Origin of the sequence: Pseudomonas protegens (assembly GCF_013407925.2) — a bacterium.
GTDB lineage: Bacteria > Pseudomonadota > Gammaproteobacteria > Pseudomonadales > Pseudomonadaceae > Aquipseudomonas > Aquipseudomonas fluorescens_AP.
Map to the genome: position 1 here is coordinate 5,823,944 of NZ_CP060201.1, position 23,466 is coordinate 5,847,409.

The 23,466-nt window shown below is 67.4% G+C and carries 21 protein-coding genes; 14 read left to right on the forward strand and 7 right to left on the reverse strand.

Going from position 1 to position 23,466, the window contains the following annotated elements:
* Nucleotides 1–67: 67 nt before the first annotated feature.
* The 5 genes from mobA to GGI48_RS27010 form a co-directional block, all read right to left on the reverse strand.
* Nucleotides 68–682, reverse strand: a complete 615-nt coding sequence (mobA, locus tag GGI48_RS26990; protein ID WP_179600895.1) for a molybdenum cofactor guanylyltransferase MobA — start codon at nt 680–682, stop codon at nt 68–70.
* A gap of 130 nt (nt 683–812) precedes the next feature.
* Nucleotides 813–1,856 carry an FUSC family protein gene (locus GGI48_RS26995; RefSeq protein WP_047305068.1) on the reverse strand — a complete coding sequence of 348 codons (1,044 nt, stop codon included), beginning with the start codon at nt 1,854–1,856 and terminating at the stop codon, nt 813–815.
* A 120-nt stretch (nt 1,857–1,976) separates the two neighbouring features.
* Nucleotides 1,977–3,602 carry an NADP-dependent glyceraldehyde-3-phosphate dehydrogenase gene (locus tag GGI48_RS27000; RefSeq protein ID WP_179600897.1) on the reverse strand — a complete coding sequence of 542 codons (1,626 nt, stop codon included), beginning with the start codon at nt 3,600–3,602 and terminating at the stop codon, nt 1,977–1,979.
* A 140-nt stretch (nt 3,603–3,742) separates the two neighbouring features.
* Entirely contained in the window at nt 3,743–4,780 is a 1,038-nt protein-coding gene (locus tag GGI48_RS27005) for an AraC family transcriptional regulator (protein ID WP_016963361.1), read from the reverse strand.
* Nucleotides 4,781–4,789: 9 nt separating this feature from the next.
* Nucleotides 4,790–5,704, reverse strand: a complete 915-nt coding sequence (locus GGI48_RS27010; protein ID WP_047305065.1) for a GGDEF domain-containing protein — start codon at nt 5,702–5,704, stop codon at nt 4,790–4,792.
* 443 nt (nt 5,705–6,147) lie between these two features.
* Between GGI48_RS27010 and GGI48_RS27015 the strand changes: the two genes are divergently transcribed.
* The 7 genes from GGI48_RS27015 to GGI48_RS27045 all read left to right on the forward strand — a co-directional run bounded on the left by GGI48_RS27015 (nt 6,148) and on the right by GGI48_RS27045 (nt 14,757).
* Entirely contained in the window at nt 6,148–8,670 is a 2,523-nt protein-coding gene (locus GGI48_RS27015) for a TonB-dependent receptor (protein ID WP_016963363.1), read from the forward strand.
* 39 nt (nt 8,671–8,709) lie between these two features.
* A complete protein-coding gene (locus GGI48_RS27020) occupies nt 8,710–10,632 on the forward strand; it encodes a phytase (protein WP_179600899.1) in 1,923 nt (640 codons plus the stop codon).
* Between the two features lie 81 nt (nt 10,633–10,713).
* Nucleotides 10,714–11,424, forward strand: a complete 711-nt coding sequence (gene tolQ / locus GGI48_RS27025) for a protein TolQ (RefSeq protein WP_179600901.1) — start codon at nt 10,714–10,716, stop codon at nt 11,422–11,424.
* Between the two features lie 16 nt (nt 11,425–11,440).
* Complete coding sequence (gene tolR / locus GGI48_RS27030) at nt 11,441–11,887, forward strand: protein TolR (protein WP_047287795.1); 447 nt, start codon at nt 11,441–11,443, stop codon at nt 11,885–11,887.
* Complete coding sequence (locus GGI48_RS27035) at nt 11,884–12,711, forward strand: energy transducer TonB (protein WP_179600903.1); 828 nt, start codon at nt 11,884–11,886, stop codon at nt 12,709–12,711. Before tolR ends, GGI48_RS27035 begins: the two co-directional genes overlap by 4 nt.
* 172 nt (nt 12,712–12,883) lie before the next feature.
* On the forward strand, nt 12,884–13,771 hold the full coding sequence (locus tag GGI48_RS27040; RefSeq protein ID WP_016965817.1) for a Dyp-type peroxidase: 888 nt from the start codon (nt 12,884–12,886) through the stop codon (nt 13,769–13,771).
* A gap of 17 nt (nt 13,772–13,788) precedes the next feature.
* Nucleotides 13,789–14,757, forward strand: a complete 969-nt coding sequence (locus GGI48_RS27045) for a Gfo/Idh/MocA family protein (protein WP_179602144.1) — start codon at nt 13,789–13,791, stop codon at nt 14,755–14,757.
* A gap of 60 nt (nt 14,758–14,817) precedes the next feature.
* Here the strand turns inward: GGI48_RS27045 and GGI48_RS27050 are convergent, their stop codons facing one another.
* A complete protein-coding gene (locus GGI48_RS27050; protein ID WP_047305058.1) occupies nt 14,818–15,174 on the reverse strand; it encodes a type II toxin-antitoxin system RelE/ParE family toxin in 357 nt (118 codons plus the stop codon).
* Between the two features lies 1 nt (nt 15,175).
* The gene (locus GGI48_RS27055; RefSeq protein WP_179600905.1) at nt 15,176–15,466 is read right to left on the reverse strand and encodes a type II toxin-antitoxin system ParD family antitoxin; all 291 of its coding nucleotides are present in this window, start codon (nt 15,464–15,466) and stop codon (nt 15,176–15,178) included.
* Nucleotides 15,467–15,646: 180 nt separating this feature from the next.
* Here GGI48_RS27055 and lexA point away from each other — a divergent pair, with 180 nt between their 5' ends.
* The 7 genes from lexA to GGI48_RS27090 all read left to right on the forward strand — a co-directional run bounded on the left by lexA (nt 15,647) and on the right by GGI48_RS27090 (nt 23,374).
* Nucleotides 15,647–16,264, forward strand: a complete 618-nt coding sequence (gene lexA, locus GGI48_RS27060) for a transcriptional repressor LexA (RefSeq protein WP_102881589.1) — start codon at nt 15,647–15,649, stop codon at nt 16,262–16,264.
* Nucleotides 16,264–16,881 (forward strand): translesion DNA synthesis-associated protein ImuA, encoded by a 618-nt coding sequence (gene imuA / locus GGI48_RS27065; protein ID WP_179600907.1) that lies wholly within the window; start codon nt 16,264–16,266, stop codon nt 16,879–16,881. The genes lexA and imuA overlap by 1 nt, the downstream gene beginning before the upstream one ends.
* 7 nt (nt 16,882–16,888) lie before the next feature.
* Nucleotides 16,889–18,304 (forward strand): DNA polymerase Y family protein, encoded by a 1,416-nt coding sequence (locus GGI48_RS27070; protein ID WP_179600909.1) that lies wholly within the window; start codon nt 16,889–16,891, stop codon nt 18,302–18,304.
* A complete protein-coding gene (locus tag GGI48_RS27075; RefSeq protein ID WP_179600911.1) occupies nt 18,301–21,381 on the forward strand; it encodes an error-prone DNA polymerase in 3,081 nt (1,026 codons plus the stop codon). The genes GGI48_RS27070 and GGI48_RS27075 overlap by 4 nt, the downstream gene beginning before the upstream one ends.
* Nucleotides 21,382–21,658: 277 nt before the next feature.
* Nucleotides 21,659–22,318, forward strand: a complete 660-nt coding sequence (locus tag GGI48_RS27080; RefSeq protein ID WP_179602146.1) for a CsgG/HfaB family protein — start codon at nt 21,659–21,661, stop codon at nt 22,316–22,318.
* A gap of 28 nt (nt 22,319–22,346) precedes the next feature.
* Complete coding sequence (locus tag GGI48_RS27085; protein ID WP_179600913.1) at nt 22,347–22,718, forward strand: DUF4810 domain-containing protein; 372 nt, start codon at nt 22,347–22,349, stop codon at nt 22,716–22,718.
* Nucleotides 22,715–23,374, forward strand: a complete 660-nt coding sequence (locus tag GGI48_RS27090; protein WP_047305052.1) for a DUF799 domain-containing protein — start codon at nt 22,715–22,717, stop codon at nt 23,372–23,374. The genes GGI48_RS27085 and GGI48_RS27090 overlap by 4 nt, the downstream gene beginning before the upstream one ends.
* Nucleotides 23,375–23,466: the final 92 nt, after the last annotated feature.

The window sequence follows — 23,466 nt, forward strand, 5'->3', positions numbered from 1 at the left end:
CAGGTGTTGCGCCCATGGAAAGGCTTGCAGCCTGGCCGGGCTGCCTCCCTGGCCAGCGCCGCGCTGTTCAGGCCAAGGGCTTGGGGCCTGTTTCAGACAGTAGTTCAGGGGTGTTGAAGTTGCTCAGCCGCGGATCGTCGGCGGCGCAGGGCAAAGGCTTCAGGCCGTGGGTGGCGAGGGCCCGCAGCAGGCTGCGCTCGCCGTGGTCCCAGGCCTGGCGCAGATCACCCAGCAGCGCCGTGGGCATCAGGCTGAACATCGGCTGCCATTGCCCGGCCTGCTGCACCATCACCGGCCTTGCGTCGTTGTCGCGGGCATCCAGCAGGGCCTGGATCAGCGCCGCGTCGATCCGCGGTGCATCGCAGGCCAGCACCAGCAGCCAGGGATGCCGGGCCGCCGCGAGGCCGGCCAGGACGCCGGCCATGGGACCGGGAAAGTCCGCCTGCTGATCGGCCACTAAGCGATCGGCATAAGGCCGGTACTGCTCGGCGTTGCGGTTGCAGGAAATGATCAGGTCGTCGCTGAAGGGCCGAACCACTGCCTGCACATGGGCAATCAAGGGGCGGCCCTGCCACGCTACCAGCCCCTTGTCACGCCCGCCCATGCGCGCGCCGCGCCCCCCCGCCAGCAGCAGGATCGAGCAGGGCGGTGAGAGGGGCGGGGCTGGGTGGGTCGGGGTCATGGTCGAGGGGCTATCCGGTGAGTGGCGCGAACCATCGCATGGTCTTTCGAACGCGTCCAATCGCAAGTGTTGAAAGGCTGATTGACCCGGCTTATTGGCACCAGGGGCTGGTCAGTGTTGCGTGCGCCGCCTAGATCTTCCAGTGCCGGGCGCTCTTGCCCAGGCGCTGGCGCATCTCGCCCAGGGTCGCGGCCAGTTGCCGGGTCAGCAGCCGGTAACCGTCCAGGGCCGAATACACCGGCGCTTCCAGGGCGTTTTCGGCGCGGCCTTCCAGGGCTTTTTCCAGGCGCTGGGTGACCCCCGATTGCAGGGCCCGGGCCATGCCGATCAGTTGCACGCGGATCTGCCGGTGCTCGGCCTTGAGCAGCCGTTGCATCTGCGCCATGGCCTGCGGGTCGCTGGCGTCGGGGCGGGTGTTGCCGAGGATCTCCAGGGTGCTGATGCACATCCGCAGGTTGCGCTGGATGGCGTCCAGTTCGGTCATGGAGATGCGCACTTCCTTGGACACCGACGGCATCAGCGAGCGCAGTTGCAGCATGGCGGCGTTGACCCGGCCCAGGAGCTTGAGGTGTTCGTCGTCGGTCACCGACTGACCCTGGACGATCCGCCCGTAGAGCTGGGCGCAGTCGCGCAGGGCGCTGGCCAGGGTGTAGCGCCAGGAGTACACCGCGTACAGCGGAATGGCGAAGGAAAACGCCAGGGCCAGGGCAATCCCGATGAGGATGTCCACCGCGCGCCACAGGCCGTCGCTGACCTGGTTGTCGCCGTGGCCGGCGACGATGAACACGGTGATCGCCGCCAGCAGCGCGGTGTAGCCGCCCTTGCCGATGGCGTGATAGGAAAAGTAGCCGCACACCGCCGACATCCCCAGGTAGGTCAGCCAGGGCTGGCCGAAGTACGCCTGCTGCACCACCAGCACCAGGCCGACCCCGGCGCCCACCAGGGTGCCGATGGCCCGCTCGGCGGCTTTCTTGCCGATGTTGCCGTGGTGCTGCAGGCCGCCGATCACCACCAGCATGGTCACCGAGGCCCACTCGCCGTGGGGCAGGTTGAGGCCGGTGGTCAGGAGGATGGTGGCGATCAGGCCGAGGGCGACCCGCACCGCGTGGATCAGCCGGGCGTGACGGTAGCGCCGGTACGGGTCCAGCACGGGACGCAGCAGGCGCCGCAGCAAGGGCGGCAGGGTGAGGCTTGGCAGGAAATTGAACGGGCCCAGACCGGTTTCTCCAATCGCGGATTGAGTGGCTGAATCAGTGGCCGGGACGCGCCGCGTGGCGAGCCCCGGCCAGGCGCTTCAGAAAATGTAGTCGGTGGTCAGGAAGCTGGAGTCACGGTTGCGGATGATGTCACTGATCAGCTGTTTGTTGCGCTCCTGGAACTTGGTCGCCACCAGGGTGCGGATCGAGAAAGTGCGCAACGCATCATGCACCGACAGCGTGCCCTCGGCGGAGTTCTTGCGACCGTTGAAGGGGAAGGTGTCCGGGCCGCGCTGGCACTGGGCGTTGATGTTGATCCGCCCGACCTGGTTGGCGAAGGTGTCCACCAGCCGGCCGATCACCGCCGGGTCGCTGCCGAACAGGCTCAGTTGCTGGCCGAAGTCCGATTCCAGGACGTAGTCGATCACCGTGTCCAGGTCGCGGTAGGGCACGATCGGCACCACCGGGCCGAACTGCTCCTCGTGGTAGACGCGCATCTGCGGGGTCACCGGGTACAGCAGCGCCGGGTAGAAGAACGACGCCCGCGACTCGCCGCCATGGGGGTTCACCACCTGGGCGTCGTGGGCCTGGGCATCGGCCACCAGGGCGTGCAGGTAATCGACCTTGGTGTTTTCCGGCAGCGGCGTCAGGGCCACCCCCGGCTCCCAGGGCATGCCCGGCTTGAGGGTTTGCAGCTTGGCGTTGAACTGCTCGATGAAGCGCTCGACCACGGCTTCGTGGACGAACAGGATCTTCAGCGCGGTGCAGCGCTGGCCGTTGAACGACAGCGCGCCGGTGACGGCCTCGCTGACCGCGTTGTCCAGGTCGGCATCGGGCAGCACGATCCCCGGGTTCTTCGCGTCCAGGCCCAGGGCCGCGCGCAGGCGGTGGGGCTTGGGGTGGAGTTTCTTCAGGTCGCTGGCGGCCTTGTTGGTGCCGATGAAGGCGAAGATGTCGATCTTGCCGCTGGCCATCAGCGCGCTGACGGTCTCGCGGCCGCTGCCGTAGATGACGTTGATCACCCCGGCCGGGAAGCTGTCGCGGAAGGCTTCCAGCAATGGCCGGATCAGCAGCACGCCGAGCTTGGCCGGCTTGAACACCACGGTGTTGCCCATGATCAGCGCCGGGATCAGGGTGGTGAAGGTCTCGTTCAGCGGGTAGTTGTAGGGGCCCATGCACAGGGCCACGCCCAGGGGCACGCGGCGGATCTGGCCGAGGGTGTCCTGCTCCAGTTCGAAGCGGCTGGAGCGCCGGTCCAGTTCCTTGAGCGCGCCGATGGTGTCGACGATGTAGTCGCAGGTGCGGTCGAACTCTTTTTCCGAGTCCTTGAGGTTCTTGCCGATTTCCCACATCAGCAGCCTGACCACCGCCGTGCGCTGCTCGCGCATGCGCGCCAGGAAGGCTTCCACGTGCTGGATGCGCTCGGCCACGCGCATCGTTGGCCAGGCGCCCTGGCCACGGTCGTAGGCGCGCACCGCGGCGTCCAGGGCGCTGAGGGCGGTGTCGGCGTCCAGCAGCGGCGTGCTGCCGAGGATCACTTGCCGGTCGCCGTCGGCGCCGCTCAGGTAGATCGGGCTGCGGACCTGGGCCAGGGGGCCGTTCCAGGTGCGCAGTTCACCGTCCACCAGGTAGTCGCGCTGCTCCACCGGTTCGGGCAGGCGATAGGCTTCGGGGATGTCGGCGGCAGCGGGAAACAGGTTGGTGAGGACATTGGCTGTGGTCATGACTCTACCCCGTGTTGGAAATGGCTCCGGCGCGGATGACAGTGGCGCCATCGCTCCCAGGTTTATACGCCTGAATGGGCCGCGCCTTCAGCAGTTTCTGCGGTCGGCGCGCAGGCGGTCACGGATCGAGATTAAACGTTTCAGCTGCTGCCCAGCAACTGCCGGATCAGGCTTGGGGTGCTGCCGGTCCAGCGCTTGAAGGAACGGCGGAAATTGGCCGGATCATTGAAGTTCAGGTACTCGGCGACCGCCTCGTTGCTCCAGCCCCTGATCTGGTACAGGTACAGCGCCACCTGCTTGCGCACCCGGTCCACCTGTTGCTGGTAGCCGCTGTGGTGCTTGCTCAACTTGCGCTTGAGGGTCGCCGGGCTCATGGCGAAGGCCTGGGCGGTCTGTTCCAGGCTCGGCGCCTGTCGCACGTTGGCTTGCAGATAGCGCTCCAGGGCATCGAGAAAGCTGCAGGAAAAGCCCAGCTGGCGCAGGTGTTCGCCGGCCTCCAGGCGCGCCACCTGGCCGGCGGTGGCCGAGGCCCCGGGCCAGGGCCGGGTCAGGTATTGCCTTGGGATGCGCATCAGGTCCAGGGGCCGCCGGAACTGGGTCTGTTCCCCCAGGTGCACCCAGTACTGCTCGACATAGCGTGGTTCGGCATGGCTGAAGCTGCATTCCCAGGGCAGGCGCTGGCCGGCCAGCCACTGACTCATGGCCACCAGGGCGGTCATGCTGGCCTCCAGCAGGAAGCGCCCGTGCTCGCCGGCGCCGCAGCTGTCCAGCCAGTAGCAGTAGGCGTGCTGCTCGTCCAGCACCAGGCGCGGGCTGAGCAAGGGGCTGAGCAGGGCCTGCTGCTGCACCAGGACGTCCAGGGCCTGCTGCAGGTTCTGCGCGTGCCGCAGGGCGTGGCTGGCGGCGCCGTAATGCCCGGGCAGCAGGCGCTGGCCGAACAGGAAGCTGCTGTCGTCGGCGTCCAGCAGGCGCCGGCTGTTGCCGATCAGCGCCAGGAACTGCTGTGGGCTGAGGCGGGTCTGCCCGGCCAGGATGTCCTCGTGGAACAGCCCGGTGCCGCGCAGCAGGCGGTGGCTGTCGATGTCCCGGGACAACGCCAGGTCGATCAGAGATGCCGGTTGATAGTGCCCGGGGATAAACCGCGTATCGGCTTCGTACCAATGGGTCTTGACGGTCATGACGGCGCCTCAGGCGGTTTTCGCCAGGGGCTGCTTGGCCCGGGCCAGGGCCAGATTGAGGCGCTTGAGCAGGCCCTCGGGGGTTTCCTCCAGGGCCATCACCACTGCGGTGCTGGCCGCCAGGTACAGGCGCTCGCCGTGTTGCCGGGTCTTGTGTGCCAGGCCCTGCACCGCCTGTTGCAGCTCCAGGGCCAGCAGCCGGGCCTGGCTCTCGCCGGTGTTGGGCAACAGCACCACGAAGCGGTCGCCGGCCAGCCGGCACAGCAGGTCCTGGCGCCGCAGGTTGAGCAGCAGCACATGGCTCAGGGCCTGCAGCACCGCATCGCCTTCGGCGTGGCCGTAGTTCTGGTTGATCGCGGCGAAATGGTCCAGGTCCAGGGCCAGCAACGACAGCGGCTGTTGTTGGCGGCGACTGTCTTCCAGGCTGGCGGCCAGCTCGCGCTTGAGGTAGTCGGCGCCGGCCAGCGGCGTGAGCTTGTCGAACTGCCGGTGCTCGCGAAACAGCCGTTCCTTCTTTTCCATCTGCGCGCTGATGGCCAGCTGTTCGCGGTGCCAGTGGTAGATGCCGATGGTCAGCAGGATCATGCCGATGGGCATCGGCCCGGACTCCAGCCAATGGTCCCAGGTGATGCTGGCGGGCAGGCGAATGAACTCGTCGAGGCTGTCGATCCACCAGGAAAAGAAAATGCAGCTCAGGCCCAGGGCCAGGTAGTTGGTGACCCGGCCGGCGGGGCGGCTCTTGAGCACCAGCCCCAACCAGACCAGGGCCAGCAGCGCCGAACCGCCCTCGCCGATGATGTCCAGCCATTGCCACTCGCTGACCGATTTCAGGCTGCCGCAGGCCAGGTGCAGCAACAGCCCGGCATTGGCCGCCAGCAACAGCGCGGCGAGTTTCCAGCGGTGGGGTTTGAGCACGCAGAACATGGCCGCGATCCTTTTGCCAAGTGTGAGAGGGCGCCAGCACAGCAGATGTTTGTGACGGTGGGGTGACAGCGGAAAAAACCGTCGAGGGGTCGAATCAGCTCAGGGTTCAGGCGTTTTTTTTTGCTGGATGGGGCCGCCTCGAGGGCCTCTTCGCGGGCAAGCCCGCTCCTACGGTGCGGCGGGGGCGCCACGGATGTGTAGGAGCCGGCTTGCCGGCGAAGGGGCCCGCAAGACCTGCACCCGGCGGGGGATGGCTTTCGCGGGCCGGCCCGCTCCTGCGGGGGTCAATTCAGCTCATTTGTCGGGGCGCTACCCGGGGAATGGGGCGTTTTCGCCTGTGGTCGCCCAGGCCTGTCACAGAACCGTCATTCGCCAACCCTAGCGTGCCCTCCCAGTTGCCGGGCCCCTTGCCCGGCGTTGGCGGACTCTTGGGGAGGAACCTCATGTACAAGCGCAGCAGTCCCGGGCTTGTCAGCTTTACCTTGACCGCGCTGGCCATGGCCATCGCCAGTGAACGCTTGAGCGCCGCCGAAACGGCCGCCACCGAGCACGTGCAAGTGGTGGGGCAGGCGGCCAGCATCGATCAGGCGCTCAAGGAGCAGCGGCGTTCGGACAGTATCCAGAGCGTGGTGCACGCCGACGGCGTGGCCCAGTTGCCGGACCAGAACGCCGCCGAAGCGGCGCAGCGCCTGCCGGGCATCAGCATCGAGCGCGACCAGGGCGAAGGGCGCTTTGTCAGCGTCCGCGGCCTGGGCCCGGACCTCAACAGCGTGACCATCAACGGCACCCTGGTGCCCTCGCCGGAAAGCGCGCGCCGCGCCGTGGCCCTGGATGTGCTGCCCTCGGAGCTGGTGCAGTCGCTGTCGGTGATCAAGACCCTGACCCCGGACATGGACGCCAACTCCCTGGGCGGCACCGTGGATGTGAAAAGCCTCTCGGCCTTCGACCACAAGGGCCTGTTCTACAGCGGCAGCAGCGAGGCCAGCTACGACCAGAACACTCGCCAGACCAGCCCGAAATTCTCCGGCGCGGCGAGCAACCGCTTCAGCCTCGGCGACGGCATCGACAACTTCGGCGTGGCCGCGGCCCTGAGCTGGCAGAAGCGCGATTTCGGCTCCGACAACGTCGAGACCGGCGGCGCCTGGGACTTCGAACAAGGCGCCAAGCTGCAGGAATTCGAGCAGCGCGACTACGCCATCAGCCGCGAGCGTGCCGGCGGCGGCCTGAACTTCGACTACAAGCCCGACGACAGCAGCAGCTACTACCTGCGCACCCTGTACAGCCGCTACAAGGACAGCGAGACGCGCAACTCCACCAGCATCGAGTTCGCCGACCCCCTGGCCGCCGGCGAGCGCGGCGACGCCGAGGCCAAGCGCAAGCTCAAGCAGCGCGAGGAAACCCAGGAGATCCAGTCCTACGTGTTCGGCGGCGAGCGCCAGCTGGGCCTGTGGACCCTCAGCGGCCAGACCGGCTACAGCCGCTCCAGCGAAGACAGCCCGGCGCATATCGCCGGGGCCACCTTCAAGGGCAACAGCGATTTTTCCGACAGCGGCTTCTACGACAACGGCAAGCCGCGCCCGGTGATCGGCGCCGGTTTCTATGACCCGGCCAACTTCACCCTGGACAAGGTCGACTGGGAACAGCAGAAGACCACCGACACCGAGAAGAACCTGCGCCTGGACCTGGCCCGGGACTATGACCTGAGTGGCTACGCCGCGCAGTTCAAGTTCGGCGGCAAAGTCAGCCGGCGCAACAAGGACAACGACCTGGAAGCTTGGGTCTACAAGGACTTCGACACCCTGGGCTTTACCGACCAGCAGCTCAACCTCGGGCAGTTCCAGAAGGGCAGCGTGGACTATTCCCTCGGCCGCTTCGGCCCGGGCATCAGCGGCAGCGCCATCAAGCAGTTGATCGGCGGCCTGAATCCGGCGGCCTTCTACGACGAGGAAGAATCCCGGGTCAACGACTTCAAGATCCGCGAAGACATCAACGCCGGCTACTTCATGAACACCCTGGACATCGACGACTGGCGCTTCATCGCCGGCCTGCGCTACGAGGGCACCGAGTTCGAGGCCAAGGGCACCGGGGTCACCGACGGCGCCTTCACCGCCACCGACACCCAACGCCGCTACCAGCACTGGCTGCCGGGGCTGCACGCGCGCTACCAGCTGGACAAGAACACCCAGGTCCGCGCGGCCTGGACCAAGAGCGTGGTGCGCCCGACCTTCGGCCAGCTGGCCCCGGGCTTTGTCATCGACGGCGACGAGGCGACCTTCGGCAACCCCGACCTCAAGCCCCTGGAGTCGAGCAACCTGGACCTGGGCATCGAGCACTACATGGGCCGCGCCGGCACGGTCTCGGCCTTCGTGTTCTACAAGGACATCCAGAACTTCGTCTACAACACCGACCTGGCCGGCACCGGCGCCTGGAGCGGGTTCTCCGAGGCGCACACCTTCGCCAACGGCGACAGCGCCAAGCTGTATGGCCTGGAGCTGGCCTATTCGCAGAAATTCGATTGGCTGCCGGCGCCGTGGAACGGCCTGCTGCTGGGCGCCAACAGCACCTTCAGCCGCTCCAGCGCGAGCATCGAGGGCTTCGACCAGAAGGCCGGGGTCAACCGCAAGCGCGACATCGACCTGCCCAACCAGTCGGACACCGTGGGCAACCTGATGCTCGGCTGGGAGAACGACAAGCTCAGCCTGCGCCTGTCGGCCAACTACAAGTCGGCCTACCTCTATGAGCTGGCCTCCATCAGCGACAAGGCCCACGACCTGCACGTGGATGCCCAGACCTTCGTCGACTTCAGCGCCAAGTATTCCCTGAGCAAAAACCTGCAACTGAGCTTCGAGGCGCAGAACCTCACCGACCAGCCGTACTTCGTCTACACCGGCAACCGCTCCTACAACGCCCAGTACGAGGAATACGGCCCGACCTACAAGCTCGGCCTGACCTTCACCCATTTTTAAGTCCCGGGCCCTTGCCCGACTGCACCTCCAAGGATTGTGATGAGCACTGTATCGACCGCAAGAAACCGCCTGCTGGCCCTGTGCATTGGCTTGACCTGTGGCGCCGCCCTGGCGGCCCCCAGCGTGCCGGGCCTGACCCTCAAGCCCTGGGCCGAGCAGACCCCGGGCGTTACCGGCCTGGGTTTTGTGCCCGTCGGCACAGGCGCCGACCGGCTGCTGGCCAGCGAGCGCGAAGGCCTGTTGCTGGTGGATGATCAGGGCCGCCAGCTGGCCCGCTTCAAGGGCTCGTTCAACGGCCTGGACAGCCGCGCCGCTGGCCAGCAACTGCTGGTGGCCAGCCTCGACAACCAGCGCCAGCAGGCGCTGCTGCTGAGCCTCGACCCGGCCAGCCGCACCTGGGGCCAGCCGCTGTACCTGCCCACTCGGGACTACCCGGTCAACGGCCTGTGCCTGTACCGCGACGAGGCCAGCAACCTGTTCCTGTTCCTGGTGGGCGAGGAGGGCAAGGGCGAGCAGTGGCTGGTGGGCCACGGCGCGCAACTGAGCGCCGAGCCGCAGCGGGTGCGCGGCCTGCCGCTGCCGCCGGAGGCCAAGTTCTGCCAGGTCGACGACGCCGCCCAGCAACTGCTGGTCAATGAGCAGAATGTTGGCTGGTGGGCCTACCCGGCCCATGCCGAAGCCGACACCGCGCGCCAGCCGGTGGCCCTGCGCGCGCCCTTCGGCGACATCAAGAAGAGCGCCGGGGCCATGGCCCTGGTGCCGGGTGGGGTGCTGGGCCTGGATCCGAAAGCCGCGCAACTGCACCTCTATCAGCAGCAGGAACAAGGCTGGCTGGCCCAGGCCACGCTGCCCCTGGCCGGCCTCAAGGAACCGGAAAACATCGCCCTGCGTGCCAGCGCCAAGGGCCTGCAAGTGCTGCTGCGTGACGATGAAGACGGGCGCCTGTACCAGGGCCAGTTGAACTGGCAGGCCACCCCGCTGGCCCTGCCGCCGGTATTGCCCACGGTGCAGGCGGCGGTGCAGAGCGAACCGGTGGGGCGCCAGGGCGATGCCGCCGATGACCCGGCGATCTGGGTGCATCCGCAGCAGCCGTCCCTGAGCCGGGTGCTGGGCACCAACAAGAAGCAGGGCCTGCTGGCCTACGACCTGCAGGGCAAGCTGTTGCAGGAGCTGGCGGTGGGTCGGCTGAACAACGTCGACGTGCGCCCCAACTTCAAGCTGGGCCAGCAGACCGTGGACCTGGCCGTGGCCAGCAACCGCGACCGCAACAGCCTCAGCCTGTTCGCCATCGACCGCACCAGCGGCGAGCTGCGCGAGGCCGGGGAGATCCCCACGCCGCTCAAGGCCATCTACGGCCTGTGCCTGTTCCAGCCGGCCAGCGGCGAGATCTATGCGATTGCCAACGACAAGGACGGCACCTTCGTCCAGTACCGCCTGAGCGCGCCGTCCGGCAGCGCCCAGGGCGAGCTGGTGCGCCAGTTCAAGGTGGCCAGCCAGCCCGAAGGTTGCGTCGCCGATGACCAGCGCCAGCGCCTGTTCCTCGGGGAAGAGGACGTTGGCGTCTGGGCCCTGGACGCCCGCCCCGAGCAGCCGGCGACCCTGCACAGCGTGATCAAGGTCGGCGGCCTGTTGCAGGCCGATGTCGAGGGCCTGGCCCTATACCAGAGCAACGCCCGCGACTACCTGGTGATTTCCAGCCAGGGCAACGACAGCTACCTGGTGCTGGATGCCGAGCCGCCGTTCGCTTCCCACGGCGCCTTCCGGGTCAGCCTGAATGCCCGGGCGGGGATCGACGGCGCCTCGGAAACCGACGGCCTGGAAGTCACCTCGGCCAACCTCGGCGGGCCCTGGAGCCAGGGCCTGCTGGTGGTCCAGGACGGGCGCAAGCGCATGCCCGAGCAGACCCAGAACTTCAAGTTCGTGCCCTGGGCCGAGGTCACCCAGGCTCTGAAGCTGCCCTGAGCCGGCGGTCATCACCCGGTCATTTGAATGTCATCGAATAGCCCCGCCAGCCCAGGCGGGCACCCGAGAAGGAGTTCCACCATGCAGGCCACACTCGAACACATGAGCATCTGGGGGCTGATCAGCGATGCCAGCCTATTGGTCAAGGCGGTGATGCTGACCTTGCTCCTGGCGTCCTTGCTCAGCTGGTACCTGATCATCCAGCGTGGCGCCGTGCTGCGCGGCTGTGAGCGCCGCTGCAATGCTTTCATCCAGCGCTTTCGCGCCGCGCCCGAACTGCTGCCGCTGTACCGCGAAGTGGCCCCGCAGACCGATGGCGAAGGCGGCGTGGAGCCGATCTTTGTCGCCGGCTACCAGGAGTTCAGCCACCTGCGCGGCCAGCCCGGCAGTGCCGGCGAGGGCGTGCTGGAGGGCGTGGAACGGGCCTTGTACGTGGCCATCAGCGAGCAGGAAACCCGTCTGGAACAGGGCCTGCAGTTTCTCGCCACGGTGGGTTCGGTAAGCCCCTATATCGGCCTGTTCGGCACCGTGTGGGGGATCATGAATTCCTTCCTCGGCCTGTCCCAGGTGCAGCAGGCGACCCTTTCCACCGTAGCCCCGGGCATTGCCGAGGCGCTGATCGCCACCGCCATCGGCCTGTTCGCGGCCATTCCCGCGGTGATTGCCTACAACCGTTTTTCGGCCCGCAGCCAGACCCTGCTGACCCGCTACTACGCCTTTGGCAATGAACTGCAAGTACGCCTGCATCGCACCTTGCAGGGCACCCCGAGCCACCTGGCCGTGGCCGCCTGAGAGAAGGAGCAAGCCGATGTTGACCCGGCCGCAACGCAAGCACGGACCCAAGGCGGAAATGAACGTGGTGCCCTACATCGACGTGATGCTGGTGCTGCTGGTGATCTTCATGGTCACCGCGCCGATGCTCACCCAGGGGGTGAAGATCGAATTGCCCAAGGTCGCCAGCGAAGCCCTGGCCACCGACAGCCGCCAGCAGATCCTCACCCTGTCGGTGCAGGCCGGCGGCGGCTATTACTGGAACCTGGGCAGCGAACTGGACACCCGAAACCACACCGACAGCGCCGTGGACCTGGAGCAGATGCGCGCCAAGGTGGCCCAGGTGATTGCCCAGCGCGGCGACACCCAGGTGTACATCCGCGCCGACCAGGACGCCGCCTATTCCAGCGTGGTGGCGGCCATGGCCGCGTTGCAGCAGGGCGGGGTGCACAACCTGGGGTTGGTGACCGAGGCCCCGCAATGACGGCGATGATCATGCACAAATCCACCGCGATGCCCCTGCGGCCCGAGGCATCCGGCTTCTGGCGCAACAGCCTGGCGGCGACCCTGGCCCTGGCCCTGCACGCCGGGGTGCTGGCGACGCTGGTGCTGGGCTGGTCGGTGGACAAGCCGCAGGTCGAGACGCCGGCGGTACTGACCACTCAACTGGTGATGCTGGCGCCGCCTGCCGCCCCCGCGGAACCGCTGCCAGCACTGGCCGAAGTGGCACCAGCGGCGCCACCAGCGCCCGCAGCACCGCCCGCGGCTGCGCTGGAGCCTCCCAAGCCCCGGGTGGATCCCCAGGCGCAGGCGCAGAAGCTGGAACAGGCGGCCCTGGCGCGCAAGCGGGTGGAAGACAAGAAACGTGAGCAGCTGCAAGAGCTGCAGCGCCAGCAGCGCGAGCGCCTGGACGCCGAGCAGCGCCAGCGCGATACCGAGCAACGCCTGGCCCAGGAGCAAGCCCAGGCCCAGCGCGCCGAACAGGCGCGGCTGGCCGCCGAGCGCGGGCGCCAGCAGGCGGCCCAGGCCGCCGCCGACAGCCGCCAGTACCAGCCCTTGAGCAAGGAGGCTCCGGACTACCCGCAGCGGGCCCTGGACAAGCACCTGGAAGGCGACTGCACCGTGGAATACAGCGTCAACCCCCAGGGCCGGGTGGAGAACCCCAAGGTCATCGACGGTTGCCATCCGCTGTTCATGCGCCCGTCCCTGGCGGCGGTGGCGACCTTCCGCTATCAGCCACGGCTGATCGACGGCCGGGCGGTGACGGTGCCGGCGGTGCGCAACACCTTTCACTATCGGATCCAGTAGGGGCGCTCCGGCGTTGCCCGCCAGCGCCGGGGCGCGCTTCCCAGGCGGGCCGGGTGGTCCCTTGGCGCAGGCAGGACCTGCGCTGTTCGCGTCCGCTGCCGCTGCGTTGCGCAACGGCACTGACGCCTGCCTCGCACAGCGGTAAACTCCCCGCCTTTATTCAGGAGTTCCCATGAGTTACTACCAGCCCGGCATCCTCGCTGCACCCGTTCCGTCCCAGGCCCGTCACCTGTTCTTTGCCCTCGAATCCATCGAGGCGTTGCCCCAGGCCCTCGACCAGTTGCTGGCACGGGTGGATGGCGCAACGGCGGTGGCAGGCTTTGGCGCTTCCCTGGTCAAGGCCCTGGGCGCCCGGGTGCAAGGGCTCAAGGCGTTCCCGGCGCTGACCGGCGTCGGCGTCGACAACCCGTCGACCCAGCACGCGCTGTGGGTCTGGCTGCACGGTGATGATCGCGGCGAACTGCTGCACCGCGGCAACGAACTGGCAGCGGCCCTGGCCCCGGCCTTGCGCCTGGTCGGCATGAACGAAACCTTCCGCCACAAGACCGGCCACGACCTGACCGGTTACGAAGACGGCACCGAAAACCCCCAGGATGAAGCCGCCGCGGCCGCCGCACTGGCCGAGGGTGAAGACGGCCTGCGCGGTGGCAGCTTTGCCGCGATCCAGCAGTGGCAGCACGACTTCAAGGGCTTTGCCGCGATGCACCAGCAAGAGCGCGACCACATCATCGGCCGGCGCCTGAGCGACAACGAAGAACTGGACGATGCCCCGGAGTCGGCCCACGTCAAGCGTACCGCCCAGGAAAGCTTCACCCCGGAGGCCTTCATGGTGCGTCGCTCGATGCCGTGGATCGAAGGTGAGAACGGCGGCCTGATGTTCCTCGCCTTCGGTCACAGCCTGAACGCCTTCGAAGTCCAACTGCGGCGCATGAGCGGCCTGGAAGACGGCATCGTCGACGGCCTGTACCGCATGAGCCGGCCAATTACCGGTGGCTACTACTGGTGCCCGCCGCTGCACAACGGCCAGCTCGACCTGCGCGCGCTGCAAGCGGCGAAATGAACACCGGGGCCGCGCCGCTGCGCACCGTGCGCTGGGGCATGATCGGGTGCGGCAGCGTTACCGAGCGCAAGAGCGGCCCGGCCTTCTACAAGGTTCCGGGGTCGGCGCTGGTGGCGGTGATGGGCCGCCGCGCCGAGGCGGTGCGCGATTACGCGCAGCGCCACGGCATTGTCCGCAGCTACACCGATGCCCAGGCCCTGATCGACGATCCCGAGGTGGACGCGGTGTACATCGCCACGCCCCCCGACAGCCATTACGCCTACAGCCTGCAAGTGGCCGCTGCCGGCAAGCATTGCTGCGTGGAAAAGCCCATGGCCCTGCATGCCGGGCAAAGCCTGGCCATGCAGCAGGCCTTCGAGCGGGCCGGGCTGCACCTGTTCGTGGCCTACTACCGGCGTTCCCTGCCGCGCTTTGCCAAGGTGCGGCAATGGCTGGCGGACGGGCGCATCGGCGAGGTCCGGCACCTGCACTGGAGCTTGAGCAAGGCCGCCTCCGAGGCCGACCGCAGCGGCGCGGCCAACTGGCGGACCGACCCACGGATTGCCGGTGGCGGTTATTTCGCCGACCTGGCCAGCCATGGCCTGGACCTGTTCCAGTACCTGCTGGGCGATATCGTCGAAGTGGCCGGCATCAGCACCCGCCAGGCCGGGCTGTATGCCGCCGAGGACGCGGTCAGCGCCAGCTGGCGCTTCGCCTGCGGGGCCCTGGGCAGCGGCGCCTGGAACTTCGTCGCCGACCGCCGGGTGGACCGAGTGGAAATCATCGGCAGCCAGGGGCGCATCGGCTTTTCCGTGTTCGACGAGCATCCGCTGCAACTTGAAGCCCAAGAGCCCCTGAGCCTGTTCATCGAACACCCCGAGCACATCCAGTGGCATCACGTGCAGGGCATGAACGCCCATATCCGCGGCCAGGCCCGGCACCCGGCCCTGGCCAGCGAAGCCCTGAAGACCGACTGGGTGATGGACCGGATCCTGCGGCGCGGCTGATCCCGGGGCGCTTGCCTTTCGGGCTGCTTCGCCGGCAAGCCGGCTCCTGCGGGGGGGCGATCATTGGGCAGGCAGGTGCAACTGAACGTCCATGGCGTCATGCAGCAACCTGACCACTTCGATCAGGCTCTCATCGATCACTCGATAAAACAGGACATGTCGTGGTTTCTTAACCTGGGCTTGAGGGGGCCGGGAGTGTTGGCGGGAATGGAACAGGTGGTAGCTGCGAAGGCCCGGTGCGATGTCGTCACGCTCGTGGCTGCCAACGTGCTGTGGGTTGCTGGCGAGATCGTGCAGGGCTCGCAGGATCAAGGCCTGATAGCGGACCCGGGCCGCTTCGCCAAAGTGCCTTTGGGAAAACCGCAGTGCGTCGACGATGTCGGTTCGGGCTGCATTGGAGATCCGGTACTGGACCATCTCAGTGTTTCTCTTGAACCGTGGCGACCGCTTCCAGTCCCAGCTCATCCAGGTATTGCTGCAGGTTTTCTTCCCGCACCTGGCTGAAGCGTCCTTGTTGCAGGTCCGCGATACCGATCGCAGTGGCTTGGCGCAATGCCTCGACTTTCGCCGCGTCCTCGGCAACCCGTTGTTCCAGCAGGCGCAAACCTTCGCGCATGACCTCGCTGGCGTTCTGATAGCGACCGGATTTGACCAGGTTGTTGATGAGCTGCTCTTGGTGGGCGGTGAGGACAACGTTTCGCGTTGGCATGCCGTGCTCCTGGGCTGGGCGTGTGAGGAAGGGCGTTGGCATATTATGCCAGTTGGCGGCCGGATTCAGCCTTGAAGGGCGCTTGACGACCGGTGGCTGAGGGCGTTCATCGACTTCTACGCTGGTTTCCTGGCAGGACTGATTGGCGGTTCTTGTCAGATAAATCCGAGAGGAGTACAAATGTACTCCATGACGACTTTATCCCCCCGCCGCAGTGCCATCCTGACCTTTATCCGCGAACGCATCGCCGATCACGGCCAGCCCCCGAGCCTCGCTGAAATCAGCGAGGCTTTTGGTTTCGCCTCGCGCAGCGTGGCGCGCAAGCATGTGCTGGCGTTGACCGAGGCCGGGTTTATCGAGGTCAACCCGCATCAGGCCCGGGGCATTCGCCTGCTCAATCAGCCGCGGCGCCCGGAGCTGCTGGAGATCCCGGTGCTGGGGCGGGTGGCCGCCGGTGCGCCGATTGGCGTCGATGCAGAAATCCACGGCCAGTTGTGGCTGGACCCGGGGATGTTCTCCCGCACTCCGGATTACCTGCTGCGGGTCCAGGGTGACTCGATGATCGATGACGGCATTCTCGACGGCGATCTGGTGGCGGTGCGCCGCAGCAGCGAGGTGCGCAACGGCCAGACGGTGATCGCCCGCCTCGACGGCGAGGTGACCATCAAGCGTTTCGAGCGCAAGGGGCAGGGCATTCGCCTGTTGCCGCGCAACCCGGCCTACCAGCCGATCGAGGTTACGGACGACCACGAACTGTTTATCGAAGGTGTGTTCTGCGGTCTGGTGAGGCCAGGCTGATGGGCGCCGTGGTCGCACTGGATACCCTGTTCAATGGCGGACGGGTATGGAAAGGCCGCCCCGCGGCGGCGCCGGCCAGCTTGCAGCCGACGGGGCATGCCGCCCTGGATGCGGTGCTGCCCACCGGCGGCTGGCCGGAGGCGGCGCTGACGGAAATCCTCATCGCCGCCCAGGGCCTGGGCGAGCTGCAGTTGCTGTGGCCGAGCCTGGCGCGGCTGAGCGCGGCGGGGGAGCGCATCGTGCTGGTGGCGCCACCGTTCGTGCCCTATCCCCAGGCCTGGCAGAACGCCGGGGTGGATGTGCGCCAGTTGTCGATCATCCAGGCCGGCGAGCGCGATGCCCTGTGGGCCGCCGAGCAGTGCCTGCGTTCCGGCAGTTGCGGCGCGGTGCTGTGCTGGCCGCGGCAGGTCGACGACCGCGCCTTGCGGCGCCTGCAGGTGGCGGCGGAAAGCGGCCAGACCCTGGCCTTCGCCTACCGGCCCCTGGACGCCGCGCACAACCCGTCGCCGGCGGCCCTGAGGATCAGCGTGCAGGGCCGCCCCGTGCAGTTGCGGGTGCTCAAGTGCCGGGGCGGGCTGGCCCATCCGGCGCCTATTGCCTGGCCCGCCGGGCACTGAGGTTGGCATGCGTTGGGTGTGCATTCTGTTCCCGCAATTGGCGCTGGACGCCGTGCTGCGTCAGCGCGCCGAACCCGAGGCGCCGCTGGCGCTGCTCAGTGGCAGCCCGCAGCGCCGGGTGATCCAGGCGGTGAACGGCGCCGCCCGCGAGCTGGGCCTGCGCCCGGGGCAATCGCTGACCGCCGCCCAGGCCCTGACCAAGGCCTTTGCCAGCGCCGAATATGACCCCCGGCAGATCGAGCACTGGCAGCAGTTTCTCGCCGCCTGGGCCTACGGTTTCAGCTCCCAGGTCAGCGTCGCCTACCCCCGTACCCTGGTGCTGGAGATCGAATCCAGCCTGGGCCTGTTCGGCCCCTGGCCGCAGTTGGAAGCGCGCCTGCGCCGGGAGTTGCAGGCCCTGGGCTTTCGCCATCGGATCGTCGCCGCGCCCAATCCGGCGGCGGCCCGGGTCCTGGCCAATGCCTATGACGGCTTGGCGGTGGCCGACTGCGCGGCCCTGGTCCAGGCCCTGGGGGCCATGCCCATCGAACGCCTGGGGCTGGCCCCGGAGCAGGCCACGGCCCTGTCGCGCATGGGGGTGCGCAGCTTCCAGCAACTGCGCGAGCTGCCCCGGTCCAGTCTGGCCCGGCGTTTTGACGGCCGCTTGCTCAAGCACCTGGACACTCTGCTCGGCGAGCGCCCGCTGGGGCTGGCCTTTTACCAGCCGCCAGACCGCTTCGACCTGCGCATCGAGCTGAATTTCGATGTGCTGTCCCATCAGGCGCTGCTGTTTCCCCTGCGCCGCCTGACCGCCGACCTGGCGGCCTTTCTCTGTGGCCGCGACAGCGGGGTGCAGCGTTTCGCCCTGCACCTGGAGCATGCCGAAGGCGCCGACACCCTGATCCCGGTGGGGCTGCTCAGCGCCGAGCGCGACCCGGCGATGCTGTTCGAACTGGCCCGCGGGCGCCTGGAGCAGATCCAGGTGCCGGCGCCGGTGCGCAACCTGCGGCTGGTGGCCGAGGACCTGCCGCTGTTCGTGCCCCGGCACACGGAACTGTTCGACGAGCGCCCGCAGCAGAACCTGCCCTGGGAACAGTTGCGCGAACGCCTGCGGGCACGCCTGGGGGATGACGCCGTGCAGGGCCTGGGGCATCGCGCCGATCATCGCCCGGAGCGCAGTTGGCAGGCGCAGAGCGATTCGCAACCGTGTCCGGCCAACCCTGGCTTGCGTCGTCCCTGCTGGCTGTTCACTGAACCCCAGGCCCTGAACGAAGGCAGCGTGCGGGTTCTCATGGGCCCGGAGCGCATCGAGTCCGGCTGGTGGGACGGCGCCGATGTGCGCCGCGACTACTACCTGATCGAAACTGCGGCCGGCCAGCAGGGCTGGGCCTATCGTCAGGTCGGCGAGCCCGGGCCCTTGCTCCTGCAAGGCTGGTTCGCATGAGCGCCTACGCCGAGCTGCACTGCCTGTCCAACTTCAGTTTCCAGCGCGGCGCCTCCAGTGCCGCCGAATTGTTCCAGCGCGCTGCGGCCCTGGGCTACCAGGCCCTGGCGATCACCGACGAATGCACCCTGGCGGGCATCGTCCGCGCCTGGCAGGCCTCTCGCGACAGCGGCCTGAAGCTGATCGTCGGCAGTGAAATGCAGGTCGAGGACGGCCCGCGCCTGGTGCTGCTGGTGGAAGACCTGGCGGGTTACCAGGGCCTGTGCCGGTTGATCACCCGGGCCCGGCGCCGGGCCGAGAAGGGCAGCTATCGCCTGCTGCGCGAGGACTTCGCCGAACCCTTGCCGGGGCTGCTGGCCCTGTGGCTGGCGGACGATGGCCTGGCGCCGGAGCACGGCCACTGGCTGCGCCAGATATTCCCCGAGCGCCTGTGGCTGGCGCTGGAGCTGCATTGCGGCCAGGACGATGCCCGGCGCCTGCAACAGCAACAGGCCCTGGCCCGGCAACTGGGGCTGCCAGCCGTGGCCTGTGGTGATGTGCACATGCATGTGCGCGGGCGCCGGGCGCTGCAGGACACCATGACCGCGATCCGCCATCACCTGCCGGTGGCCGAGGCCGGGCAGCGCCTGTTCGCCAACGGCGAGCGTCACCTGCGGCCGATCGCGGTGCTGCAAGGCCTGTACCCGCCAGCCCTGCTCGAGGAGTCGCTGGCCATCGCCGGGCGCTGCGCTTTCGATCTCGGCCAGTTGCGCTACCAATACCCCCGGGAGCTGGTGCCCGAGGGCCATGACGCCGGGTCCTGGCTGCGGGTGCTGACCCAGCGCGGCATTCTGCGGCGCTGGCCGAACGGGGCCCGGGCCGAGGTGCTGCAACAGATCGAGCATGAGCTGACGTTGATCAGCGACCTGGGCTACGAGAGTTACTTCCTCACCGTGCACGACATCGTCGATTTTGCCCGGCGCCAGCACATCCTCTGCCAGGGCCGGGGTTCGGCGGCCAACTCGGTGGTGTGTTTTGCCCTCGGCATCACCGAGATCGACCCGGACCGCTCGACCCTGCTGTTCGAGCGCTTTTTGTCGCGCGAACGCAACGAGCCGCCGGACATCGACGTCGACTTCGAACACGAGCGCCGCGAAGAGGTGCTGCAGTACGTGTTCCAGCGTTACGGCCGACACCGCGCGGCGCTGACCGCGGTGGTCAGCACCTACCACGGCGCCGGGGCGGTGCGCGATGTGGCCAAGGCCCTGGGCCTGCCGCCGGATCAGGTCAACGCCCTGGCCGACTGCTGCGGTCGTTGGAGCGATACGCCACCCAGCGTCGAGCGCCTGCAGGAGGCTGGCTTCGACCCCGAGAGCCCGGTGCTGCGCCGGGTCTTGAGCCTGACCGGGCAGTTGATCGGCTTTCCCCGGCACCTGTCCCAGCACCCCGGCGGCTTCGTGATTTCCGAGCAGCCCCTGGACCACCTGGTGCCGGTGGAGAACGCGACCATGGCCGAGCGCACGGTGATCCAGTGGGACAAGGACGACCTGGACATGGTCGGCCTGCTCAAGGTGGACATCCTCGCCCTGGGCATGCTCAGCGCCATCCGTCGTTGCTTCGACCTGATCCACGGTTACCGCGGCCAGCGCTACAGCCTCGCCAGCATTCCGCCCGAAGATCCCGCCACCTACGAAATGATCGGCCGCGCCGACACCATCGGCGTGTTCCAGATCGAGTCCCGGGCGCAGATGTCGATGCTGCCCCGGCTCAAGCCGCAGAACTTCTATGACCTGGTGATCGAGGTGGCCATCGTCCGCCCCGGGCCGATCCAGGGCGGCATGGTGCATCCCTACCTGCGTCGGCGTAACCGTGAAGAGCCGGAGACTTATCCGTCGCCGAAGTTGGAAGCGGTGCTCAAGCGAACTCTGGGCGTGCCGCTGTTTCAGGAGCAGGTGATGCAGATCGCCATTGTCGCTGCCGACTACACCCCGGGCGAGGCCGACCAGTTGCGCCGTTCCATGGCCGCCTGGAAGCGCCATGGCGGCCTGGAGCCGCACCGCGAACGGCTGCGCAAAGGCATGCGCAAGAACGGCTACAGCGACGAGTTCGCGGCGCAGATCTTCGAGCAGATCAAGGGCTTTGGCAGCTACGGCTTTCCCGAATCCCATGCCGCCAGTTTTGCCTTGCTGACCTACGCCAGTTGCTGGCTCAAGTGCCACGAACCGGCGGCCTTCGCCTGCGCCCTGATCAACAGCTGGCCGATGGGTTTCTACAGTCCGGACCAGATCCTCCAGGACGCTCGGCGCCACGGTTTGCAGATTTTGCCGGTGGATGTGAGCGCCAGTGACTGGGACTGCAGCCTGGACCCTGAACGGGGCCTGTGCGGGCAGCCGGCCTTGCGCCTGGGGCTGCGCATGATCAAGGGCTTTCGCGAGGACGATGCCCGGCGCATCGAGCGTGCCCGCCGGCAACGGGCCTTTGTCGATATCGCCGACCTGGGCGAGCGCGCCCGGCTGGATCTCCGGGCCCAGGAGCTGCTGGCGGATGCCGGCGCTCTGCGGGCGCTGGCCGGGGATCGCTACCGGGCGCGCTGGGAAGTGGCCGGGGTGGAGAAGCAACTGGGGCTGTTCGCCGATCTGCCACGCCAGCAAGAGGCCCCGGTGAACCTGCCCCGGCCCAGCGTCGGCGAAGACCTGCAGGCCGATTACCACAGCCTCGGCACCACCCTGGGGCCCCATCCCCTGGCGCTGCTGCGGGCGCAGCTCAAGGCCCGGCGCTGCCGCAGTTCCCGCGAGTTGCTGGCGGTGGAGCACGGGCGTTCGGTGAGCGTGGCCGGGCTGGTCACCGGACGCCAGCGTCCGGGCACTGCCAGTGGGGTGACCTTTGTCACCCTGGAAGACGAGTTCGGCAACGTCAATGTGGTGGTCTGGCGCGACCTGGCCGAACGCCAGCGCCGGGTGCTGGTGGGGTCGCAGTTGCTCAAGGTCGACGGCACCCTGGAAGCCGAGGGCGAAGTGCGCCACCTGATTGCCGGGCGCCTGACGGATCTGAGCCCGTTGCTGGATGGCATCAGCGTGCGCAGCCGGGATTTTCGCTGAGGGATCAGGCACTTGCCCGACGTGCTCGGGCGGGCCGGGGAATCAAGCAGTCAATGCGCTGGCGCCAAGGTTTTTTATTCCTTTTCGGCATGATGGCGCTTTGGCATAATCGCCGCCGATGATGCCCCCTGCATCAAGTTTCAGAACGTCCCACCGATGCTTTTCGAGCCCGCACAGACTGGGGCCAGAGACTTACGGCAGGGCGAAAGTGCATCTACACGGTGCACCCGAATGGATACTCAAAAAGGAACCTAGAGTGAGAGTGATCTCGAAGTTGATGTTGTCCGCTGCAGCACTGGCCGTGCTGGCGGGCATGAGCGGTTGTGCCACCGAAAGCTCCCGCGCCTTGCCGGTGGAAAAGGTCCAGAGCGCCAGTCAGGCGTGGACCGGGGCCCGGGTGCCGATGGCGGTGGGCAAGTTCGATAACCGGTCCAGCTACATGCGCGGGATCTTCTCCGACGGCGTCGACCGCCTCGGCGGCCAGGCCAAGACCATCCTCATCACCCACCTGCAGCAGACCAACCGTTTCAACGTGCTGGACCGCGACAACATGGGCGAGATCCAGCAGGAAGCGGCGCTCAAGGGCCAGGCACAGAAGCTCAAGGGCGCGGATTTCGTGGTCACCGGCGACGTCACCGAGTTCGGTCGCAAGGAAACCGGCGACCATCAGCTGTTCGGCATTCTCGGCCGCGGCAAGACCCAGGTGGCCTACGCCAAGGTGGCGCTGAACATCGTCAATATCAGCACTTCCGAAGTGGTCTATTCGACCCAGGGCGCCGGCGAGTACGCGCTGTCCAACCGTGAAGTGATCGGCTTTGGCGGCACCGCTTCCTACGATTCGACCCTCAACGGCAAGGTCCTGGACCTGGCCATGCGCGAGGCGGTCAACCGCATGGTCGAAGCCATCGATACCGGGGCCTGGAAACCCGGCCGCTGATCAACACTGCTGACAGGGAGAAGTAAGCATGTTCAAGACAATCACCGCGCGGCCACTGCTGGCCGGCGCTTTGCTGGGCTGCGTGTTGCTGGCCGGTTGCAGCGGGCCGAAGACGCTGTACCAGTGGGAAACCTACCAGGCCCAGACCTACGAATACTTCAAGGGCGAGGAAGCCCGCGAGGCCCAGGTCGAGGCGCTGGAGCGCGACCTGCAGAAGATCAAGTCCACCGGCAAGGCGGTGCCGCCGGGTTACCACGCCCACCTGGGCATGCTCTATGCGGGCCTGGGCAAGGATGACCAGATGGTGCAGCAGTTCAATACCGAGAAGGCGCTGTTCCCCGAGTCCGCCTCGTACATGGACTTTCTGTTGAAGAACGCCAAGCAGGGAGCCGCTAAATGAACTTCACCACCTTGCGCAACCTCCTGGGCCTGTTGAGCGTCAGCCTGCTGGTGGGCTGCGCCGCGCCCAAGACCGTGGACTACTCGGCCTACAAGCAGGCCCGGCCGAAGTCGATCCTGGTGTTGCCGCCGCTCAATGAGTCGCCGGACGTCAAGGCCACCTACAGCATGCTGTCCCAGGTGACCTTTCCCCTGGCCGAAGCCGGTTACTACGTGATGCCGATTGCCGTGGTGGATGAAACCTTCCGCCACAACGGCCTGACCAACCCGGCGGACATCCACGGCCTGTCGCCGGCCAAGCTCAACCAGATCTTCGGCGCCGACGCCGGGCTGTACATCACGGTCAAGGAATACGGCACCAGCTACATGCTGATCAGCAGCGAGACGGTGGTCACCGCCAGCGCCACCCTGGTCGATCTCAAGACCGGCACCACCCTGTGGACCGGCAGCGCCCGGGCTTCCAGCGAGGAGGGCAACAATGGCAACAACGGTGGCCTGGTGGGCATGCTGATCACCGCCGCGGTAAAGCAGATCATCAACACCAGCACCGACGCCGGACACCCGATCGCCGGCATCACCAGCCAGCGCCTGCTGTCGGCCGGGCAACGCACCGGCTTGCTGTACGGTCCGCGCTCACCGAAGTACGGCACCGACTGAGGTCCTGGCGGGCGGGCAATCCGCCTGTGCTCGGAGGGCGCCTGCGGGCGTCCTCCCGGACCGGACGGCATCGCCTATCCTGTGCTTTGCGG

Coding starts and splice junctions, on each gene's coding strand:
- mobA (WP_179600895.1), bottom strand. CDS start 682: ATGACCCCGACCCACCCAGCCCCGCCCCTCTCACCGCCCTGCTCGATC.
- GGI48_RS27000 (WP_179600897.1), bottom strand. CDS start 3,602: ATGACCACAGCCAATGTCCTCACCAACCTGTTTCCCGCTGCCGCCGAC.
- GGI48_RS27005 (WP_016963361.1), bottom strand. CDS start 4,780: ATGACCGTCAAGACCCATTGGTACGAAGCCGATACGCGGTTTATCCCC.
- GGI48_RS27010 (WP_047305065.1), bottom strand. CDS start 5,704: ATGTTCTGCGTGCTCAAACCCCACCGCTGGAAACTCGCCGCGCTGTTG.
- GGI48_RS27015 (WP_016963363.1), top strand. CDS start 6,148: ATGTACAAGCGCAGCAGTCCCGGGCTTGTCAGCTTTACCTTGACCGCG.
- GGI48_RS27020 (WP_179600899.1), top strand. CDS start 8,710: ATGAGCACTGTATCGACCGCAAGAAACCGCCTGCTGGCCCTGTGCATT.
- tolQ (WP_179600901.1), top strand. CDS start 10,714: ATGCAGGCCACACTCGAACACATGAGCATCTGGGGGCTGATCAGCGAT.
- tolR (WP_047287795.1), top strand. CDS start 11,441: ATGTTGACCCGGCCGCAACGCAAGCACGGACCCAAGGCGGAAATGAAC.
- GGI48_RS27035 (WP_179600903.1), top strand. CDS start 11,884: ATGACGGCGATGATCATGCACAAATCCACCGCGATGCCCCTGCGGCCC.
- GGI48_RS27040 (WP_016965817.1), top strand. CDS start 12,884: ATGAGTTACTACCAGCCCGGCATCCTCGCTGCACCCGTTCCGTCCCAG.
- GGI48_RS27050 (WP_047305058.1), bottom strand. CDS start 15,174: ATGGTCCAGTACCGGATCTCCAATGCAGCCCGAACCGACATCGTCGAC.
- GGI48_RS27055 (WP_179600905.1), bottom strand. CDS start 15,466: ATGCCAACGCGAAACGTTGTCCTCACCGCCCACCAAGAGCAGCTCATC.
- lexA (WP_102881589.1), top strand. CDS start 15,647: ATGTACTCCATGACGACTTTATCCCCCCGCCGCAGTGCCATCCTGACC.
- imuA (WP_179600907.1), top strand. CDS start 16,264: ATGGGCGCCGTGGTCGCACTGGATACCCTGTTCAATGGCGGACGGGTA.
- GGI48_RS27070 (WP_179600909.1), top strand. CDS start 16,889: ATGCGTTGGGTGTGCATTCTGTTCCCGCAATTGGCGCTGGACGCCGTG.
- GGI48_RS27075 (WP_179600911.1), top strand. CDS start 18,301: ATGAGCGCCTACGCCGAGCTGCACTGCCTGTCCAACTTCAGTTTCCAG.
- GGI48_RS27080 (WP_179602146.1), top strand. CDS start 21,659: ATGTTGTCCGCTGCAGCACTGGCCGTGCTGGCGGGCATGAGCGGTTGT.
- GGI48_RS27085 (WP_179600913.1), top strand. CDS start 22,347: ATGTTCAAGACAATCACCGCGCGGCCACTGCTGGCCGGCGCTTTGCTG.
- GGI48_RS27090 (WP_047305052.1), top strand. CDS start 22,715: ATGAACTTCACCACCTTGCGCAACCTCCTGGGCCTGTTGAGCGTCAGC.